We start from the raw sequence: 19,709 nt of genomic DNA, 5'->3' as shown, positions 1-19,709 counted from the left end.
ACCGACGACATGCCGCACCCCCACAACGAGGGGGCGCTGCCCGATCGTTCCGTCCCCCGCGAGTCGCAACCACTGTCCCGCACGCAGAACGATCTCAGGGATGCAACGGAGCTGTCCGAGACCGATGCTTCTGCGGAACCCCGGCCGGCGCCAGGCTCTGCCGAATCGCCCGTGATCACCGTATGCACCAAGGGTCCCCTGTTGGTGCGCGGGGATTTCCTGATGGCTGCGGAGCCCGGTGCGGAACCGCTACCGCCCGAACGCAAGGTCATTGCCCTGTGCCGGTGTGGGATGACCAGCATCGCCCCGCACTGCGACGGTTCCCACAAGCTGGCCAAGGTTCGCGCGTTCATGCCGCGCAAGGACCGGGACTGACCAAACCGACCCCGAAAGCTCCCGCGTTCCGGTAGACATCGACACGCCAAGAGCGTGCCTTCCGAAACCAGCACTGACCTCGAAGGACTCAACGGGCCGGATACCTCGAACGAGGTATCCGGCCCGTTGTCGTGACAGCGTTTGCTGAACGGAACGTCTGAAGCGCCGGTCAGCCGCGCTTGTAGAACGGCATGTCGGTCTGCTTGACCTCAATGTCACGGCCGCGGGCGTCTTGAACGCTCACGTCGCCGTCGGCGATCCGGCCCAGCGCGTCCGTGGCCACAAGGGCCATGGCAATGGGCTTGCCCAGCGTTGGCGAGGGCAGTCCACTGGTGACAACCCCCACCGTCTCCCCGCCCGAGACCACGGTGTAGTCGGCGCGAATGGGCTTGCGGCCCACACCTTCCAGACCCACCAGGGTGCGCTCGGGATCGGACTCGACCACGGCCGCGAGCGCCTCACGGCCCACCGTGTCCGTGCCCGCTTCACCCTTCTTGCGCAGCGCGATCTCCACAAGTTTGCCCAAGCCGGCCTCGGCCGGGGTGATCTCGGTCGACAGTTCGTGTCCGTACAGCGGCATACCGGCCTCGAGCCGCAGCGAGTCACGCGCGGCCAGTCCGGCCGCAGACACGGGAGCGTCCTCGGTGGACAGCTTCTCCGCAGTCTTCAGGAGCGCGGACCACAGCGCCGGGGCGTCCTGGTTGCTGCAGTACAGCTCGAAACCGTCCTCGCCGGTGTAACCGGTTCGAGCGGCCAGAACCTCCACGCCCGCACAGCGAGCGGAAGCGGCGGCGTAGTACTTGAGATTTTCGACGACGTCGCTCGGGTCCAGGTCCGTGGCCTTGAGCACCTCGAGAGCGCGGGGACCTTGCACGGCGATCAAGGAGGTCTCGGCACCCTGGTCGGTCACAGCGACGTCGAAACCCTCGGCGCGAGCGGTCAGCTCACGCACGACCACTTCCTGGTTGCCCGCGTTGGGGACCACCAGGTAGCGGTTCTCCTCGAGCCGGTAGGTGATCAGGTCGTCGAGCACGCGGCCGGCCGCGTCCACGATCACCGAGTACTTGGCGCGGCCCACGGAGATCGCGGACAGCACGCCCACCAGCGCGAAGTCCAGGAACGCCCCGGCCTGCGGACCGGAAACCTCCACCTCACCCATGTGGGACAGGTCGAAGATTCCGGCACCGCGGCGCACCGCGTGGTGCTCAGCGGTGTCACTCGCGTAGCGCACGGGCATGGACCAGCCGCCGAAGTCGGTGAACCGGGCGCCCAGTTCCTCGTGTGCGTCGTACAGGGCTGTTTTCTTCTCGCTCATCAGTGCTCCTCCCCCGCAGCAGCGGCGGCGTAGGCGGCGTCGAACGCCTCGATCGGCGGGCACGAGCACACCAGGTTACGGTCACCGGCAGCGTTGTCCACGCGACCCACGGGCGACCAGTACTTGAGGCGACGCAGCGAGGGCACGGGGTAAGCGGCCTGCGAGCGCGGGTACGAGCGATCCCACTCGTCGGCAGTGAGCACCTGGGCTGTATGTGGGGCATGGCGAACCACGGAATCCGCAAGCGCGACCTTGCCGTCGGCGATCTCCTGCATCTCGGCATGGATGGTGCGCATGGCCTCGATGAAACGATCCAGTTCCTCTAGGGACTCGGACTCGGTGGGCTCCACCATGAGTGTGCCCGCCACCGGGAACGCCAGGGTGGGTGCGTGGAAACCGAAATCGACCAGTCGCTTGCACACGTCCTCTGCGGTCACACCGGAGGCCTTGGTCATGGCACGCAGGTCCAGGATGCATTCGTGGGCAACCAGTCCACCGTCGCCGGAGTACAGCGTGGGGAACACGTCCGAAAGCGACCGGGAGATGTAGTTGGCGCTCAGCACGGCCGTGCGCGTGGACTCGGTGAGCCCCTTGGCACCGGTCATGGCGATGTACATCCACGTGATCGGCAGAACACCGGCCGAACCGAAGGGGGCCTGCGAGACAGGGAAGCCCGCGCCGCGCTCGTCGAGCTTGGCCTCCACTGCGTTACCGGGCAGGTAGGGCACCAGATGCTCGGCCACGGCCACGGGACCCACGCCGGGCCCGCCACCGCCGTGTGGGATGCAGAAGGTCTTGTGCAGGTTCAGGTGGGAGACGTCTCCGCCGAACCGGCCCGGACGTGCCAGACCCATCAACGCATTGAGGTTCGCGCCGTCCACGTACACCTGGCCACCGGCATCGTGAATGGCCTCGCAAACCATGGAGATGTCCGTGTCGTACACGCCGTGGGTCGAGGGGTAGGTGACCATGATGCCCGCGAGCTCGTCACCCACCGATTCGATCTTGGCCTTGAGGTCCTCATGATCGATCAGACCGTCCGCTGCGGTCGCGACCACCACGACCTTCAGGTCCGCCAGAACCGCCGATGCCGCATTGGTTCCGTGGGCGGAAGACGGGATCAGGATGGTCTTGCGCTGGGTTTCCCCGCGGTCGACCTGGTAGCGGCGGATGGCCAACAGCCCGGCCAGCTCGCCCTGCGAACCCGCGTTGGGCTGCACGGACACTGCTGCGTAACCGGTGATCTCCGCGAGCCAGCCTTCGAGCTGCTCGATCAACTCGTGCCATCCCTGTGCCTGGTCCTGTGGGGCCAGCGGATGGATGTTGGCGAACTCCGGCCAGGAAATGGGCTCCATCTCCGCAGCGGCGTTGAGCTTCATGGTGCACGAACCCAGCGGGATCATGGTGCGGTCCAGCGCCAGGTCCTTGTCTGCCAGCTGACGCAGCCAACGCATGAGCGAGGTCTCGGAACGGTGCGTGTGGAAGACCGGGTGGGTCATGTACTCGTCCGTGCGGTGCCACTCCTCTGGAACACCATCCAGGAGATCGGAGCTGCGCTCCACGTTCTCCCCGGTGGTGCACGCCTCGGACACCGCTGCCAACACGTCCTCGACGTCCTCGCCGGTGTGAGACTCACCGAAGCTCACGCCCACGGTGTCCTGGTCCACGCGGCGCAGGTTGATGCCGCGCTGTGCCGCAGCAGCCAAGATGTCATCGGCCTTGTCCTCTACCGTGAACGTCACTGTGTCGAAGAACCGCTCGTGCGCGACCGAAATACCGCGCTCGCGCAGCCCCTCCGCGAAGACCGTGGCCAGCCCGTGCAGGCGCTCGGCCAGCTCACGCAGCTTTGCGGGACCGTGGTACACGGCGTACGCGGCGGCCACGATGGCCAGCAATGCCTGAGCGGTGCAGATGTTGGAGGTCGCCTTCTCTCGGCGGATGTGCTGCTCGCGGGTCTGCAGGGCCAAACGGTAGGCGGGGGCACCGGAGGAATCCGTGGACACGCCCACGATGCGACCGGGCATCGAACGCTCCACGCCCTTGCGGGTGGCCATGAACGCGGCGTGCGGACCACCGTAGAACAGCGGCACACCGAATCGCTGGGCGGAACCTACGGCAATATCGGCGCCGGCAGAACCCGGGCTCTGCAGCATGGTCAGGGCCAGCAGATCGGTGCTCACGGTCGCCAGAGCACCGGCCTCGTGGGCAGCCTCGATCACGGAGCTGGGATCGATGACATCACCGTCCGCGCCGATCTGCGCGACGACCACACCGAAGAAGTCTCCGTCCGAGGCCAAGGTGGCCGCGGCGTCGTCGGCGCCCAAGTCCGCGATGACCAGCTCGATGCCGGCGGCGCGAGCGCGGCCGGTGAGAATGGCGAGCGTCTGCGGAAGGGAACGGCTGTCAACGATCACACGGGAGCTACGGGACTTGCGGTTGGCGCGGCGCATCATCAGAACGGCCTCGGCCACGGCGGAGGACTCGTCCAGCAGGGACGCATTGGCCACGTCCATGCCGGTCAGGTCGATCACGGCGTTCTGGAACGTAAGCAGCAGTTCCAAGCGGCCCTGGGAAATTTCGGGCTGGTACGGGGTGTACGAGGTGTAGAAGCCCGGGTTCTCCAGAATGTTGCGGCGGATCGCGGCGGGGGTGACCGTGTCGAAGTACCCCTGACCGATCATCTGGCGCATCACGGTGTTCTTGCCCGCGATGGTGCGGATGGCCGCCAGCGCCTCGGTCTCGTCAAGGGGCGCAGGCAGGTCCAAGGTGTCGCGGAATCGGATGCTCTCGGGGACGGCCCGATCAATCAGCTGATCGAGGCTGTCCACGCCCACGGCGTTGAGCATGGTGGTGATGTCATCGGCGTCTGGGCCGATGTGGCGGGGCAGGAAAGACATGTGAGGGTCTCCTGGGTTACTTGAGGGCGTGCTAAGTCCCGGTGAGTTCCTCCCCGCTCTGTACATCAACCTGAGAGATTTCGCCGGTGGCCGCGGATATCCGCGATCACCGACCTGCCCCGTCGGTGCTCGGCCGCGGCGTCATGCCAGGGACGAGCTCTTCAGAGTGGCCTGGTGCGGCGGTACGGGTGCCTGAGAGATTCCCGGGGAGGGTTTGCTCCTTCGGCGATGGCGCGATGCTTACGCACCCGCCATGCTCTCCCGCCGCACTGTGACGGCCAAGATGGTCAGTCCTAGTTTCGCACAACCCCGGGCAGCACAAAGCCCCGCACCGAAAACAGTGCAGGGCTTTGCGAAGTAGCAGTACCGCCACCTGCCCTTGCGGGTCAGGCTACGCGGCCGTACCTGCGCTCGAAGCGCGGGGAATTACTTGACGGTGACGGTAGCGCCAGCAGCCTCGAGGGATTCCTTGGCCTTGTCTGCGGCTTCTTTGTTGGCACCTTCCAGAACGGGCTTGGGAGCGCCGTCCACGAGGTCCTTGGCTTCCTTCAGGCCCAGGGAGGTCAAGGCACGAACTTCCTTGATGACCTGGATCTTCTTGTCGCCTGCAGCTTCGAGGATGACGTCGAACTCGGTCTTCTCTTCCTCAGCAGCAGCTTCGCCGCCGGCGGCGGGAGCGCCACCAGCCACGGCCACGGGGGCAGCAGCGGTTACGTCGAAGGTCTCTTCGAAGGCCTTGACGAACTCGGACAGCTCGATGAGGGAGAGCTCCTTGAAAGCCTCGATCAATTCTTCGGTGGTCAGCTTAGCCATGGTGTTGGCTCCTTCTTTTACGTGGTTGTCAGTGCCCGCGGGCGCTGACGAGGTTTTGCGTGGTGATAGAACACGGGTTCATCCGGCCGGAACCGGAACCCGAAACCCAGGGGATCCCGTGAGGGATCAGGCGGCGTTCTCGCCCTGTTCCTCGACCTTGGCACGCAGGGCTTCTGCGGTGCGCACGGTCTTGGACAGCGGGGCCTGGAACAGCGCGGCAGCCTTGGACAGGGACGCCTTGGCAGCGCCTGCGACCTTGGCCAGCAGAACCTCGCGGGACTCGAGGTCCGCAAGCTTCTTGATCTCCGCTTCGTCCATTGCAACGCCGTCAAGGTAACCGCCCTTGACGATCAGCTCCGGGTTGTCCTTGGCGAAGTCACGCAAGCTCTTGGCAGCTTCGACAGGGTCACCCGAGATGAACGCGATAGCCGAGGGGCCGTTAAGCTGGCCCTCGAACGCGTCGATGCCGACTTCCTTGGCCGCAATTGCGGTCAGCGTGTTCTTCACCACGGCGTATTCAGCGTTCTCACCGAGTGCGCGGCGCAGCGTCTTCAGCTGAGCCACGGTGAGCCCGCGGTACTCCGTCAGGACGGCAGCGTGCGAGTTGGAGAAGAATTCCTTCAACTCCGCAACCGCGGCAGCCTTTTCAGGATTCGCCATGGTGCTCCTTCCTTGCTTGTGTATGCCGGATTCTCGTGATCCGCTTCGGAACACAAAAAAGCCCCGCGCAGATGCCCGGGGCTCGACCTGATACACAACGCAAACGGTTCACTCCGCAGGACGCTGTCGAAAAGATTCGTGCTGGTTCACCTGCGCTGGCCATTCTCCGTTTCCGGAGAACTCTTCGATCACACAGGCTTGCGCACGCGTGATGACCGGCGGTCTTAGGTACGCACCAATGTACCCGACGATTTCGGGGCACGCCAAATCGACAGTTCCCGCACCACGTTCCGCAGATTCGGATGTCTCGTGGCGAGCTTTCTACTCCCTGATCCGCTCCGGGTGCGTGTACACGTTGCACGTGCCGCGGCGGTTGAAACCCACCACGGTCACCCCGTGCTCGCGGCCGTGCTTCACCGCGAGTGCCGAGGGCGCGCTGACGGCCGAGAGCACCGGGATTCCGGCCATGGCGGCCTTGCTGACCAGTTCGAAGGATGCCCGGGCGGACACTTGCAGTACGCAGTCGTTGAGCGGGAGTTTGTCGTGGTGCATGGCCCATCCGATGACCTTGTCCACGGCGTTGTGCCGGCCCACGTCCTCCCGCACCACGAGCGGCTCCTGGGTCGAGGCCAGGAACAACCCTGCGGCGTGGACTCCCCCGGTCGCATCGAAGACCTTCTGATGATCGCGGAGTTCATCGGGCAACCGCACGAGCCGTTCCGCTCCCATGACCGGGCGCACCGGCGGCAGCGGATACGAACTCGGCTTGACGATCTCCTCCATGGACGACGTCCCGCAGACCCCGCACGAGGACGAGGTGTAGACGTTGCGCGCTGCAACCCTCTTGGGCCCCGGCGCTCCCGGAGCCAGCCGCACGTCGATCACGTTGTAGGTTCGATGGCCGTCCTGGTCCACACCCGAGCTGTAATCCATCCCCGCAATGTGGTCCATCTGCCGGACGACTGCTTCGCTCAGCAAGTAGCCGGGCACCAGTTCGAAGTCGTGGCCGGGCGTGCGCATGGTCACGGTGAACTGTTCGCCGTTGAGCCGGATCTCCAACGGTTCTTCACCCGCGAGCTTGTCCGGTCCGGTCAATTCTTCACCGTCCGCAGACAATTTCCGTACTCGAGTGGGAACCACGATTCTGCTGACCATGAGTCGTCATCCGTCCAGGCCCACCCACGAATGGGTGCCATCGGTATAGGTCTGTCGCTTCCAGATGGGCACGCGGGCCTTGATGCGGTCCACCAAGGCATCACACGCCGCAAAGGCTTCCTTGCGGTGGGCGGACGCGACCGCGGCTTCCAGTGCACTGTCCCCCACTGCCAGCGAGCCGATGCGATGTTCGGCCCAGATCCGCACCTGCGGGAACTCCACCGCGATCTCCTCGGCCACCTGGCGGATCACGGTGTCGGCATCCGGGTGAGCGCTGTACTCGAGTCCCGTAACGCCCGAGCGGCCGTCGTCATGGTCACGAATCACACCGCTGAAGCCCACCACCGCCCCGCAGTCAGCCGCGCTCACGGCCGCTTGGGCGCGCGCCGGGTCCAAGGGCTCGTTCGTCACCTGTGCGTGCAGTACTCGGGACGACGACGCCGCTGGCGCGGGTTCGGCTGCCGTACCGCGCTCCTCCCCGTGGCCGTGCACGTCCTCCAGTTGAGCGCTGATATGGTCCAGCAGCGGTTCGAGCACCGCCATCCCGTCCTTCACCCCACCCTTGGAACCGGGCAGATTCACGACGAATGTCATACCCACTTGACCTGCCACCCCGCGGCTCATTACGGCGGTGGCGGTCTTCTGAAGCCCATACGCCCACAAGCCGTGCATGACTCCGGGGGATTCCCGTTCCAGGATCCGCGCTGTGGCTTCCGGGGTGACGTCGTCAGAGTTGAGACCGGTTCCGCCGCTGGTCACGATGAACCTTGGGCGTTCGGCCTGCGGTGTCTGTTCTGTGAGCTCGCGCAGGGTTTGCTCGACCTCCGGACCGTCCGGAATCACGCGCACCGGATCCACGGCGAGCCCCATTCCGGTGAGCCACTCGTGCAGGATGGGGCCGCACAGATCCTGGGCCGTGCCACGTGCGGCGGACGAGGACACGATCACGACCACCGCGCGGCGGCCCAGCAGGTTCGCCCCGTGTGATTCGTCCCGATGGGGACCGTGATCTTTGACCCCGTGCTCATCGCTGGGCCCGTGGGTGTCGGTCACTGTCTGCTCCAATCGCCGCTCTTACCGCCGGACTTGGCCACGACCTGCACGCCCGTGATCTGGGCGGCCTTGTCCACGGCCTTGATCATGTCGTAGAGCGTGAGTCCGGCAACGCTGGCCGCCGTCAGGGCTTCCATTTCCACCCCGGTGACACCGCGTGTTTTGACCGTGGCGCTGATGCTCACACGGTCTTCGCCCGGAACCAGATCCACCGTGACCTTGGACAACGGCAGCGGGTGGCACAGCGGAATCAGATCAGGAGTGCGCTTTGCCGCCATGATGCCGGCAATCCGGGCCACGGCCAGGGCATCGCCCTTGGGGAGATCGCCGGTGGCCAGCAGCTCGATGACGTCCGGTCGCGTGATCACCTCAGCTACCGCGGTGGCTTCGCGAGACGTCACGGCTTTCTCGCTCACGTCCACCATGTGCGCCGTGCCGTCTTCGCGCACGTGCGTCAACCGTTCCTGGTTGTCACTCACTGGCCGTCTCCTGTCTGATCGCCCCGCCACTGACGGGCAAAATTTGTACGCGTGTCCCGGACGTGAGTTCGTTGGCTCCCGCGGGGATCCGCAGCAACACGTTAGCGCGCGCGGCTGACATCAACAGGTGCGACGACGCTCCCCCCACGCAGCGCACGACAGGTTCCCGCGCGGCGTCGTCCGTCGTTTCGAGAACACCCCGACGCAGCTGGGTGCGACCGGGCAGACCGCGTACTGGTTCTGCGAGAACCGCGGAGGCCCAGCGGGGTGGCGTGCAGCAACCCCAGACGTCCGCAAGAGCGGGCCGCAGGAACATCTCGCACGAGACCCACGTGCTGACAGGGTTGCCGGGAAGGCAGACCACGGGTACGTCCCGGTACACGCCCAGGCCCTGGGGCCCTCCTGGCTGCATTGCCACGTGCCCGAACCACATCTGGGCTTCACGTTCCAAGGTCACTCGGACCACCTCGAAGGCGCCGGCGCTGATCCCCCCGCTCGTGATGATCAGATGGGGAGCTGCGCCGGCCACGGCCTTTCGAAGTCTCCGGGAAAATTCTTCCGGGTCGTCCGTGACGCTGAGCGTGGTCACGGAGAACGCACCCGCTTCCTCGAGCCACGCCTCGAGCAGCGGACCATTGGCGTCGTAAATGGCACCGGGTTCCAAGGGTTGCCCGGCCGCGAGGACTTCGTCCCCACCGGTCACCACCAGGATGGCTGGGCCATTTCGCACCGTCACCGTGGCAGCGCCGTCCAGACCCAGTGCGGCGCACGCACCCAGCGCGGCGGGTCCCAGAGTGGTCCCGGCGGGCAAGGCGACCGAACCGCGTTCGACGTCGCTGCCCTCCGCGCGCACGAAAGTCCCGGGGTCAATCGTGGCGGCGTTCTCCGCCGTGACGGTGATGCGATCGGTGTCGAAGGATGAGGGTGTGACTCGCTCCACGGGAATCACGGCATCGGCGCCGGCGGGCAGGGCGGCTCCGGTCATCACGGCCATGGCGGTGCCGGGTGCGAGGGCCGACGGCGCGGCCCCGGCCGCCTGCGTTCCGGACACGGGCAGCGTGACGTTTCCTTCTCCATCCGGAGTCCTGCGAAACTCCGAGCTGCGCACGGCGAACCCGTCCATTTGGGAGTTCGTGAAGGGCGGCAGCGAGATCGGAGCCGTCAGGTCCCGAGCGAGCACGCGGCCACGCGCCCGAGCCAAGGGAAGCTCGAGACCGGCGACGGCGGCGTCGTAACCGTGGGCGAGGGCGTCGCAGACGGCTGCGGCGTGATCGTCGATGCTGCGGCTCATACCCCCTACCCTAAGCGGGCTGGACACACGCCTTAGACTGGCCCCATGTCCATTTTCCTCGGTATCCCGCAAGCGCTACCGACCCGGGGCGTGCCCGAACAGGGGCCCCTGGTGGATCGCTTCGGGCGCGTGGCCACGGACCTGAGAATTTCGATCACGGACAAGTGCAATTTGCGCTGCACGTACTGCATGCCCGCGGAGGGAATGGACTGGCTGTCCAAGTCGTCCCTGATGACCACTGACGAGATCGTGCGGCTCACCCGCATTGCCGCAGAAGAATTCGGGGTCAAGGAACTCCGGCTCACCGGCGGCGAGCCCCTGATCCGCCCGGACCTCGAAGAAATCGTGGCCGCGGTGACCGAGGCGCTGCCCGGCTTCCCAGTTTCCATGACGACCAATGGGATCGGCCTGGCCCAGCGCGCCGAAGGGCTTGTCGCGGCTGGCATGACCCGCGTGAACGTCTCCCTGGACACCCTGTGCGCCGAGACGTATAAGCAACTCGCGCGCCGCAACAAACTCAGCGAGACCCTTGAGGGCGTGGCCGCCGCGCAGGCTGCGGGGCTGTCTCCGGTGAAGCTCAACGCCGTCTTGATGCGCGGCGTCAACGACCGCGAAGCCCCCGAGCTGCTGCGCTGGGCGCTCGAGCACAATTGTTCGCTGCGCTTCATCGAGCAGATGCCGCTCGACGCCGATCACGGCTGGACCCGCACCAACATGGTGACCGCTGCGGAGATTCGCGAGGACCTCTCCGAGCACTTCGATCTGAGCGCGGATCGGGATCCGCGTAACGGCGCGCCCGCGGAGAAAATGATCGTGCGCGAACGCGGAGGAACAGAAGTTATCGGCACCGTGGGCATCATCGCCTCCGTGACCGAACCGTTCTGCGCGGACTGCACGCGCACCCGCATCACCGCCGAGGGCAGGGTGCGCTCGTGCCTGTTCTCCCACCACGAGACAGACCTGATGCAGTTGCTGCGCTCTGACGCAACAGACCACGACATCGCCCAGCGTTGGCGGGCTGCCATGTGGGTCAAACCCCGCGCCCACGGCATGGACCACGCGGGCCTGGACTCCGAGGATTATGTTCAGCCCGATCGCAGCATGAGCGCCATTGGAGGCTGACACAACAGTGCTCGTTCGTTACTTCGCGGCCGCCGCCGCATCCGCAGGCACCGAGCAGGAAGAAGTGGCCGCTGACACGGCCATGACGCGTTCGGAACTTCAGCAAGTGCTCACTCATTTGCACCCCGTGGCCCCCGCGGGTGAAAAGACCCTGGCGCAGGTCCTTCCTCAGTGTTCCTGGCTGGTCAATGGCGTGGCCCGCAAGGATCCGGAATCGCCCATTGCTCCGGCGGCCACGGTGGACGTGCTGCCTCCGTTTGCCGGTGGCTGAGTCAGCGCCCCCGCCCCCATTGCCCGACGGAACGTGGTGGCGCGGCGTCGAGGTCGTTCGCCATGCACGCCGTGGCACTGCGCAGCACATCGCTCACGAGCTGGGCCGTGCGCTGGTCAGCACCCGTTCTTCCGCCGTATCGGTGGACCTCGTGGACGCGGTCGGAGCGACCCTGGCCTGCGATGTCCACGCGTTGTGCCCTGTGCCCCATTACGCCTCGAGTGCCATGGACGGTTATGCCGTGTGCGGCTCGGGCCCCTGGCGAGTGATGACCGGGGACACTTCTGTGCACGATGCCGCGTCCACTGCGGCTCTCGAATTGGCTCCGAGTCAGGCCGTGCCCGTGGTGACGGGCGGGGTGATCCCCGGCGGAACCGACACCGTCATTCGGGATGAATACGCGCTGCGTACCGGAGATGAATTACGGTTCGACGATTCCTGCCCGACCTCCGAACTCGAGGGCCGGCACATCAGGCCCGCAGGGACCGAATGTCGATCCGGCGAAAGGATTCTCACCGCCGGGAGCGTCCTGAGTCCGGCGGACATCGCCTTGGCCGCGGTGAGCGGGGTGGACAAGGTACCGGTGGTTCCCGTTCCGGATGCACGGCTACTGCTCACGGGTTCGGAGGTCCAATCCTCAGGGGTTCCGACACCGGGGTTCGTCCGCGACGCCTTCGCGCCCACGGTGCCGCCCGTTCTCACGTCCCTGGGCGCACGTGTCGATTCCGTGCGGCGGCTGCCCGACGACGCTGCTGTCTTTGCGGCCGCCCTCGACGTCGCGATCACGGACCGCGTGCCGCTCGTCATCACGACCGGAGGCACGGCCCGCTCCCGCGCCGATCACGTGCGAGCGCACCTGGAACGTCGTACGACACCGATCATCGACGAACTGGATCTTCAACCCGGTCATCCCACTTTGTTCGCCGCATGCGGCCCGGGCACCGCGGTGCTCGCCCTGCCGGGGAATCCCTTGGCAGCCATGACGGCGCTGACGGTGTTGGCTGTGCCATTCCTCTGCGGACTCCTGGGCCGCCCTGCTCCGGTGCCGGTCAGCGTGACGGTCGCCCACGAGATTGCCGGCACCCGCCGCGAACGGTTGGTCCCGGCTTTCCAACACGCCGACGGCGCCTGGTCACCATGCAGGCAGATCGGCGCCAACATGCTTCGAGGGTTGTCCAGCGCCCAAGCGCTGCTGAGTGTGCCGGTCGAGGGCTTATCCGCAGGTGCCCGGACCGAGGCCTTGGCCCTGCCCTGGTAGACCCTGGGTCAGTCGGCCCGGAAATCCCTCATCCACACGGCGGACTGCCCAGCGTCCTGGAAACCCAATTGTACGTTGACCCAGTTCATCCGGTCGTTGCCGGTGTGGGTCCACGAGTACACCGTGTCCACTTCGGGTTGCACCTCGACCAGTTGTTTGAGGTTGGCCATTTTCAGTCGCATGCCCAGCCGGCGCCCTCGGTGTTCGCGGATCACCAGCGTCTCGTCCTGGAGGGCCAGGGTGGGTCGGTGCTGCGCCAGGATCAGTTCGGTCATTCCCACCAGCTCACCGGCGTCCCGGTCCTCGGCCACGGCCATGAGGGACCGGTCTCCGTCTTCTTCGCGCAGCTGCTCGGTGCGGCGCACGCGTTCGGCGTCCCACGGGTCCGGATCGGTCACGATCGGCTTCACGAAGGAGTCGCTCGGCAACCGCGCGTGGAGTCGAGCCAGCGGCTCCAACAAGTGTTCCGGCGCAGAACCAACCCACGTGTGCAGTGCGTAGCGATCGGCGAAGGGTACTTCTTCCAACGACCGTTCGATTGCCTCGAGGCGCTCCTGCGGCAAGGGAACGTCCAGCAGCGCGAAACTGCTCACGGTCTGAAGTTCGTAGCCGGCGTGCTCGGCAAAGCGGGTCTGCCGGTGGCTCGCAGGAAGTTTCCCGGAACCGTCCGCGGCGTCGATCCATTCGACACCCACACCGCTGGTTTCACCGCCCATGACGCTTCCGTCACCGGGACCGGCCGGGGCTCGCAATTCCGACGCCGGATGTTCCGTCACCAACCGGATCACGCGCCGCGATTCCCCGTACGCCAGTTGCTCGGCCGCCGACAACAAGGTCCGTCCGATGCCTTCGGACAGTTCGTCCGGGTCCACGTCCACCACGATCTGGGCGACATCAGTGTCGGCGATCAACGGCATGCGCACCTCCGCCCGACCGACCAGCCGACCGTCCATGTAGGCACACAGAATATTGACCCGTTCGTACGGGTCCTTGAGGTCACGGTAGATGTCATGGGCCTCATTGCTCAGCTCGGAGGTCCCCCACACGTAACGACGCGAGGCCTGCACGAGGGCGGCTACCTGCCCGAGTTGATCCTGCGCGGCCTGATCGAACTCGTCAGGGATACGCATCAGCTCAATGGCAAGCGCTGATGTCTGACTCACGGGGGACTCCTTTCACGCTCCGAGCTGTTCGGAACGCACCTGCCTACAATCGATCATGCACCATTGCAGCCGATTGAAATAGCAAGTCTACTGCCTAGTTTACCGCTGCGGCCTCGGGCAAGACAGAAGGGCCCGGCCATGAATGGTCCGAGCCCTTCTGTTCTATAGCGTCAACCGTGCCTCATCCGGGCACGGGCGATGCTCACGCCTCGCTGACAACCTCGGTGGCGTTCGGGTCCACGGGAACACCCGGGCCGAACGTGGTGGCAACGGTGGCCTTGGTGACGTAACGGCCCTTGGAAGCGGAGGGCTTCAAACGAAGCACCTCTTCCAGTGCAGCGCCGTAGTTCTCGGCCAGCTTCTGAGTGTCGAAGGACGCCTTGCCGATGATGAAGTGCAAGTTGGAGTGCTTGTCGACACGGAAATCGATCTTGCCGCCCTTGATGTCGCCGACAGCCTTGGCCACGTCCATGGTCACGGTGCCGGTCTTGGGGTTCGGCATCAGGTTACGGGGACCCAGAACCTTACCCAGACGACCGACCTTGCCCATCATGTCCGGGGTGGCCACGGCGGCGTCGAAGTCCACCCAGCCGTCCTGGACCTTGGCGATCAGGTCGTCGGAACCCACGTAGTCGGCGCCGGCTGCTTCAGCAGCCGCTGCCTTGTCACCGGTGGCGAAGACGACCACGCGGGCGGTCTTACCGGTGCCGTGCGGCAGGTTCACGGTGCCGCGAACCATCTGGTCAGCCTTGCGGGGGTCAACGCCCAAACGCATGGCCACCTCGACGGTGGGGTCGGACTTGCTGCCTTCGGCCAATTCCTTGGCCAGGGCGACTGCCTCGGCGGGGGCGTAGAACTTGCCCTCTTCGATCTTGGCGGCAGCCGCCTGGTATGCCTTGCTGCGCTTTGCCATCTGCTTGTTCTCCTTGTGCAGTTGTGGTCTGCGGACCGCGCTCGGCCCTGCCACGGGAAAATGTCTGGTACTGAGAGCTAGCTAGAGCGCTCAGGCAACCTCGATGCCCATGGAACGGGCAGTGCCGGCGATGATCTTGGCAGCAGCCTCGACATCGTTGGCGTTGAGGTCTTCCTTCTTGGTCTCGGCGATCTCACGGACCTGGTCCATGGTGATCTTGCCGACCTTGTTGGTGTGGGGCACACCGGAACCCTTGGCGACGCCTGCAGCCTTCTTGATCAGCTGAGCAGCCGGCGGGGTCTTGGTGATGAAAGTGAACGAACGGTCCTCGTACACGGTGATTTCCACCGGCACGATGTTGCCGCGCTGGGATTCCGTGGCCGCGTTGTAGGCCTTGCAGAATTCCATGATGTTGACGCCGTGCTGACCGAGTGCGGGACCCACGGGAGGAGCCGGGTTAGCGGCACCTGCCTGGATCTGCAGCTTGATCAGGCCTGCGACCTTCTTCTTGGGAGCCATGTGATGGTCCTTTGCTTGCTGTGCGTACCGCCGCACAGGAGCGTACGACGGCGGGTGGTCACCGTGGCGCGGTGACCGAACGGAAACGCCCCGGACCAAAGCTCATCCGGGGGTGTCCGAAAACTAGTGGCCAGATCAGATCTTGGTGACCTGGTGGAAACCCAGGGTGACCGGGGTTTCGCGCTCGAAGATGGACACCAGCACCACGAGCTGCTGGGATTCCACCTTGATCTCGGAGATCGTGGCGGGGAGGGTCTCGAACGGGCCCTCCTTCACGATCACGGACTCGCCGACCTCGAAGTCCACGGTGATGGTCGGCTCCGCCGCACCGCCCGCGGCACCGCCGCCGGAGGCGTCACCCAGGCCCTTGGCCTTCTCCGGGGTCTCGAACACCGGAGCGAGCATCTCGAACACTTCGTCCATGCGCAGCGGCACGGGGTTGTAGGCATCCTGCCCGACGAATCCGGTGACGCCCGGGGTGTGACGAACCGCGCCCCAGGAGGCGTCGGTGAGGTTCATGCGAACCAGCACGTAGCCGGGGATCCGAACACGGCGCACGGTCTTGCGCTGGGCGTTCTTGATCTCCACGACCTCTTCCATGGGCACCTCGATCTGGAAGATGTCCTCTTCCATGTTGAGGGACTGGATACGGGTCTCCAGGTTGGTCTTCACGCGATTCTCGTAACCGGCATAGGTGTGAATCACGAACCAGTCGCCCTCTTGGCGGCGCAGCTTGGACTTGAACTCCTCGACGGGGTCGACCTCGTCCTCGGTGTCCTGCTCCTCACCACCCTCTGCCTCTGCCGGTGCCTCAGCCGGGGCTTCCGTGGCGTCGGCCTGATCGACGTCTGCGGTCTCGGTCTCAGCCGGGGCCTGCTCAGCCTGATCGGCAGTGGCGGACACGCTCTCGGCAGCCTCTGACTGCGCAGCATCCGCCGAGGCGGACTCCGGCTGCGTTGCCTCAGTGGCTTCGTTTTCGAGCTCGTGGTCGGTCACTGGTGATTCCTGCTTTCTATGGACGACTAGAAGATTGAGTGGTCTCAGGCCTGTTCGCCGTTGCCGAAGAGCCAAATGGCAACCTGACCGAAGCCCAGGTCCAGAAGCGAAATCAGCAACATCATGAAGGCCACGAAGACCAGCACGACCAGAACGTAGTTGACGAGTTCGCGGCGAGAAGGCGCCACGACCTTCTTCAGCTCGCCGATGACCTGTCGGATGAACAACCAGATGCGACCAAAAAAGCCCCGCTGCTGATTGGATCCAGCGGGTTGGTCCGAGGTTTCTCCGGTAACGGTGTGCGACATCGGCTCTCCCCTGCGTGGATTGGTTCCCGGCGGTGGTTTATGTGCCGTTGTAGGTCTGAAGCAGGGCAGACAGGACTCGAACCTGCAACCTGCGGTTTTGGAGACCGCTGCGCTACCAATTGCGCCACTGCCCTTCAGTTTGCGGCTTGTTCACACAAGACCACGAACACGGTGCATGAGCTTACCACCTTCGCCCGACCGATCCGGCACTCGGTCCGAATTCAGGCGTGCGAAAGTAAACGCACCAACAAGCCATGGTACGCGCACGGGGCCCTCCGTGCAAAGCAAGCAGATCCGCGCCTAAACTGGGAGGCGAGCGCCTACTGGCTGCGCAGTCAGGGCGGACGCCGTCACCGAACCGAGGAGAGTTGACCACCATGCCCCCAGCTCAGCAGCGAATTTCCCGCAAGATCGACGCGATTGCCGAGTCCGCGACCCTCGCGGTGGACGCGAAGGCCAAGGCGCTCAAGGCCGAGGGGCGTCCCGTGATCGGTTTCGGTGCCGGTGAACCCGACTTCTCGACCCCCGATTACATTGTCGAGGCTGCCGCCGAGGCTCTCAAGGATCCCAAGAACTTCCGGTACTCCCCCGCCGCAGGCCTGCCCGAGCTTCGTCAGGCAATAGCCGACGCCACCGCTCGTGATTGCGGCTGGACCGTAGAACCGTCGCAGGTTCTGGTCACCAACGGCGGCAAGCAGGCCGTGTACGAGGCATTCCAGACCGTGGTGGACGAGGGCGACGACGTCTTGCTCCCCGCCCCCTACTGGACCACCTATCCCGAGGCCATCCGCTTGGCCGGGGGCAACCCCGTCGAGGTGTTTGCCGGCGCGGATCAGGATTACAAGGTCACCCCCGAACAGCTTGAGGCCGCTTACACGGAGAACACCAAGGCACTGCTGTTCTGCTCGCCCTCCAACCCCACCGGTTCGGTCTACAGCGCCGAGGAGACCAAGGCCGTGGGCGAATGGGCCGCGTCCAAGGGCATCTTTGTGATCAGCGACGAGATCTACCAACACCTGACTTACGACGGCGTGGAGTTCACCTCGATCGCCCAGGCCGCTCCCGAATTGCACGAGCACCTGATCCTGCTCAACGGTGTGGCCAAGACCTACGCGATGACCGGTTGGCGCGTGGGGTGGATGGTCGGCCCCAAGGATGTCATCAATGCCGCCGCCAACCTGCAGTCCCACCTCAGCTCCAATGTGAACAACGTGGCCCAGCGCGCGGCACTCGCCGCCCTGAACGGGCCCATGGACCAGGTGACTGCCATGCGCGAGGCCTTTGATCGCCGTCGTCGGGTGATCGTTGACGGGCTCAATGCCATTGACGGCGTGGTCTGCCCCACCCCCACCGGCGCGTTCTATGCCTATCCGGACGTGACCGCACTGTTGGGTCGCGAATTCGACGGCGTGACGCCCCAGACCAGCGCAGAGCTGGCCGAAATGATCCTGGAACGGGCCGAAGTGGCTGTGGTCCCTGGTGAAGCGTTCGGCCCGTCCGGTTACCTGCGCCTGTCCTACGCCCTGGGAGACGATGATCTTGCCGAGGGCCTGTCCCGCCTACAGAAAGTTCTGGGAGCCAAGTAGATGAACTTCAAAGAAACCCTGCACTCCGTGGACCAGCAGCTACCCTCCCCCGTGGAGATGCCCAGCTCCGCCGTGGTCGCCAGTGGTCTGATCGGTGGCTACGCCGTGGCCCGCCTGACCAAAATCCGCGCGCTGGGCGGTGTGGCCCTGCTGGCGGACGGCGTAATGGCCGGACGCACTTGGTACAAGTCCGCCGGACCCGCCACGACCGCGGGCCTGAGCGTGCTGTACCTGGCGGGCTTCGGGTTGTCCCACCCGCTGGCCAAGAAGATCGGCGCGTGGCCCTCCGTGCTGACCGTGGCGGCCGTCAACTCGGCGGCCTCGTGGTTCCTGGTGGACCGCCACAATTTCGCCCGGGCCGAGGAGGAACTGAACGAGATCGCCTGAGGGATCAGCCAGCAGAAGCAGGGGCCCGCACCACGTGGTGCGGGTCCCTGCTTCTGTTCAACGACCGGTGGTCGTCAGTCGTCCACGGCGTCGCGGCCGCGCCGGACGATCAGCGGATCCGGTGGGTACACCACCGAGGTGTCCTTGTCCTCGTAGTCGAACTGGTTGAGGAAGTAGCGCATGGCGTTTAGTCGGGCACGCTTCTTGTCGTTGGACTTGATGGTGATCCACGGCGCGTGGTCCGTGTCCGTGCGGCGGAAGGTCTCTTCCTTGGCCACGGTGTAGTCCTCCCAGCGGTCCAGGGAAGCCAGGTCCATGGGCGAAAGCTTCCAACGGCGCACGGGGTCGATCTGGCGGATCGCGAAGCGGGTGCGCTGTTCGTGCTGGGTCACGGAGAACCAGAACTTGGTCAGGTGAATTCCCGCGTCCACGAGCATCTGCTCGAACGTGGGTGCCTGCTCCATGAAACTTTCGTACTCTTCGTCGGTGCAGAAGCCCATGACGCGTTCCACGTTGGCACGGTTGTACCACGAACGGTCGAACAGCACGATCTCGCCATTGGTGGGCAAGTGTTGGATGTAGCGCTGGAAGTACCACTGACCCAATTCACGGTCCGACGGCTTGTTCAGCGCCACCGTACGTGCGGCACGCGGGTTGAGGTGCTCGGTGAAGCGTTTGATGGTGCCGCCCTTGCCTGCGGCGTCACGGCCCTCGAACACGATCACGTGCTTGAGGTCATTGTCCTGACCCCAGTACTGAAACTTGAGCAGCTCGATCTGGAGCTGGTACTTCTCGAGTTCGTAGTCCTCGCGGGACATGCGCTCGTCATACGGGTAGCCCTCGCGCCACGTCTCCACGGCGCTTCCACCTGGATCGATGAGGTCCGGGTCCGGAGACTGCCCGTCCCGCACCGTGTACCCCTGTTCCACAAGTTTGTCGATGAACTCGCGGAGGTTCTCCCGTGCCGGTTCCTGCTGCGGGGTCATATGTCCTCCTAGTGGGTTGTGCCGCGGGCGGCACCTGTATACGTCTCGCGATCAATCCTAGTTGGCGGGGTTAACGAGTGTTGAACACGGCGCGGTACCGGCCTTCATCCGCAATACTCCCAACTCACTAGACTGGAAACGGAAGGTTCGACACTCGATCAC

20 protein-coding genes, 1 tRNA gene and 1 riboswitch are annotated in these 19,709 nt (G+C 65.2%); of the genes, 6 read left to right on the top strand and 15 right to left on the bottom strand.

What is annotated here, in order from left to right; all coding sequences use genetic code 11:
• The first annotated feature begins 9 nt into the window (after positions 1 to 9).
• Entirely contained in the window at positions 10 to 375 is a 366-nt protein-coding gene (locus tag RF638_RS12710) for a CDGSH iron-sulfur domain-containing protein (RefSeq protein WP_095796665.1), read from the top strand.
• A 169-nt stretch (positions 376 to 544) separates the two neighbouring features.
• Here RF638_RS12710 and gcvT read toward each other — a convergent pair whose 3' ends face one another.
• From gcvT to glp, 8 genes are all read right to left on the bottom strand, one after another.
• Positions 545 to 1,690 (bottom strand): glycine cleavage system aminomethyltransferase GcvT, encoded by a 1,146-nt coding sequence (gene gcvT / locus RF638_RS12705; protein ID WP_095796562.1) that lies wholly within the window; start codon positions 1,688 to 1,690, stop codon positions 545 to 547.
• Positions 1,690 to 4,587, bottom strand: coding sequence for an aminomethyl-transferring glycine dehydrogenase (gene gcvP, locus RF638_RS12700; RefSeq protein ID WP_368842162.1), 2,898 nt, complete (start codon positions 4,585 to 4,587; stop codon positions 1,690 to 1,692). The genes gcvT and gcvP overlap by 1 nt, the downstream gene beginning before the upstream one ends.
• Positions 4,588 to 4,757: 170 nt before the next feature.
• Positions 4,758 to 4,861, bottom strand: a riboswitch (glycine riboswitch).
• Between the two features lie 152 nt (positions 4,862 to 5,013).
• The gene (gene rplL, locus RF638_RS12695; protein WP_095796560.1) at positions 5,014 to 5,400 is read right to left on the bottom strand and encodes a 50S ribosomal protein L7/L12; all 387 of its coding nucleotides are present in this window, start codon (positions 5,398 to 5,400) and stop codon (positions 5,014 to 5,016) included.
• A gap of 126 nt (positions 5,401 to 5,526) precedes the next feature.
• On the bottom strand, positions 5,527 to 6,060 hold the full coding sequence (gene rplJ, locus RF638_RS12690; protein ID WP_095796559.1) for a 50S ribosomal protein L10: 534 nt from the start codon (positions 6,058 to 6,060) through the stop codon (positions 5,527 to 5,529).
• Between the two features lie 321 nt (positions 6,061 to 6,381).
• A complete protein-coding gene (gene fdhD / locus RF638_RS12685; RefSeq protein ID WP_368842161.1) occupies positions 6,382 to 7,215 on the bottom strand; it encodes a formate dehydrogenase accessory sulfurtransferase FdhD in 834 nt (277 codons plus the stop codon).
• Between the two features lie 6 nt (positions 7,216 to 7,221).
• Positions 7,222 to 8,268, bottom strand: a complete 1,047-nt coding sequence (locus RF638_RS12680) for a molybdenum cofactor biosynthesis protein MoaE (protein WP_238663245.1) — start codon at positions 8,266 to 8,268, stop codon at positions 7,222 to 7,224.
• A complete protein-coding gene (gene moaC, locus RF638_RS12675) occupies positions 8,265 to 8,747 on the bottom strand; it encodes a cyclic pyranopterin monophosphate synthase MoaC (RefSeq protein ID WP_095796557.1) in 483 nt (160 codons plus the stop codon). The genes RF638_RS12680 and moaC overlap by 4 nt, the downstream gene beginning before the upstream one ends.
• Positions 8,740 to 10,038 (bottom strand): gephyrin-like molybdotransferase Glp, encoded by a 1,299-nt coding sequence (gene glp / locus RF638_RS12670; protein ID WP_315279683.1) that lies wholly within the window; start codon positions 10,036 to 10,038, stop codon positions 8,740 to 8,742. The genes moaC and glp overlap by 8 nt, the downstream gene beginning before the upstream one ends.
• 45 nt (positions 10,039 to 10,083) lie before the next feature.
• On the opposite strand from glp, the gene moaA reads away from it, so the two are divergent.
• From moaA to RF638_RS12655, 3 genes are read left to right on the top strand one after another with little or no spacing between them, the layout of a single operon-like run.
• The gene (moaA, locus tag RF638_RS12665) at positions 10,084 to 11,160 is read left to right on the top strand and encodes a GTP 3',8-cyclase MoaA (protein WP_259915650.1); all 1,077 of its coding nucleotides are present in this window, start codon (positions 10,084 to 10,086) and stop codon (positions 11,158 to 11,160) included.
• 7 nt (positions 11,161 to 11,167) lie between these two features.
• A complete protein-coding gene (locus tag RF638_RS12660; RefSeq protein WP_095796663.1) occupies positions 11,168 to 11,431 on the top strand; it encodes a MoaD/ThiS family protein in 264 nt (87 codons plus the stop codon).
• A complete protein-coding gene (locus RF638_RS12655) occupies positions 11,424 to 12,689 on the top strand; it encodes a molybdopterin molybdotransferase MoeA (protein ID WP_368842159.1) in 1,266 nt (421 codons plus the stop codon). Before RF638_RS12660 ends, RF638_RS12655 begins: the two co-directional genes overlap by 8 nt.
• 8 nt (positions 12,690 to 12,697) lie before the next feature.
• On the opposite strand, the gene RF638_RS12650 is transcribed toward RF638_RS12655, so the two are convergent.
• From RF638_RS12650 to RF638_RS12625, 6 genes are all read right to left on the bottom strand, one after another.
• Positions 12,698 to 13,852 carry a GNAT family N-acetyltransferase gene (locus tag RF638_RS12650; RefSeq protein ID WP_129701813.1) on the bottom strand — a complete coding sequence of 385 codons (1,155 nt, stop codon included), beginning with the start codon at positions 13,850 to 13,852 and terminating at the stop codon, positions 12,698 to 12,700.
• A 202-nt stretch (positions 13,853 to 14,054) separates the two neighbouring features.
• Positions 14,055 to 14,765 (bottom strand): 50S ribosomal protein L1, encoded by a 711-nt coding sequence (rplA, locus tag RF638_RS12645; RefSeq protein WP_315279691.1) that lies wholly within the window; start codon positions 14,763 to 14,765, stop codon positions 14,055 to 14,057.
• A gap of 90 nt (positions 14,766 to 14,855) precedes the next feature.
• Complete coding sequence (rplK, locus tag RF638_RS12640) at positions 14,856 to 15,284, bottom strand: 50S ribosomal protein L11 (RefSeq protein ID WP_016995820.1); 429 nt, start codon at positions 15,282 to 15,284, stop codon at positions 14,856 to 14,858.
• 135 nt (positions 15,285 to 15,419) lie between these two features.
• Positions 15,420 to 16,280 (bottom strand): transcription termination/antitermination protein NusG, encoded by an 861-nt coding sequence (nusG, locus tag RF638_RS12635; protein WP_259915645.1) that lies wholly within the window; start codon positions 16,278 to 16,280, stop codon positions 15,420 to 15,422.
• Positions 16,281 to 16,324: 44 nt separating this feature from the next.
• Positions 16,325 to 16,588, bottom strand: coding sequence for a preprotein translocase subunit SecE (gene secE / locus RF638_RS12630; RefSeq protein ID WP_129701811.1), 264 nt, complete (start codon positions 16,586 to 16,588; stop codon positions 16,325 to 16,327).
• 61 nt (positions 16,589 to 16,649) lie between these two features.
• Positions 16,650 to 16,722 (bottom strand) — tRNA-Trp (locus RF638_RS12625).
• 243 nt (positions 16,723 to 16,965) lie between these two features.
• Between RF638_RS12625 and RF638_RS12620 the strand changes: the two genes are divergently transcribed.
• On the top strand, positions 16,966 to 18,174 hold the full coding sequence (locus RF638_RS12620) for a pyridoxal phosphate-dependent aminotransferase (protein WP_129701809.1): 1,209 nt from the start codon (positions 16,966 to 16,968) through the stop codon (positions 18,172 to 18,174).
• Positions 18,175 to 18,561, top strand: a complete 387-nt coding sequence (locus tag RF638_RS12615) for a hypothetical protein (RefSeq protein ID WP_129701807.1) — start codon at positions 18,175 to 18,177, stop codon at positions 18,559 to 18,561.
• 74 nt (positions 18,562 to 18,635) lie between these two features.
• On the opposite strand, the gene ppk2 is transcribed toward RF638_RS12615, so the two are convergent.
• Positions 18,636 to 19,547 (bottom strand): polyphosphate kinase 2, encoded by a 912-nt coding sequence (gene ppk2 / locus RF638_RS12610; protein WP_095796548.1) that lies wholly within the window; start codon positions 19,545 to 19,547, stop codon positions 18,636 to 18,638.
• Positions 19,548 to 19,709: the final 162 nt, after the last annotated feature.

The organism is Kocuria sp. CPCC 205235 (genome assembly GCF_040980905.1).
Lineage (GTDB): Bacteria > Actinomycetota > Actinomycetes > Actinomycetales > Micrococcaceae > Kocuria > Kocuria carniphila.
This window is presented reverse-complemented; position numbering and strand designations above follow the sequence as displayed.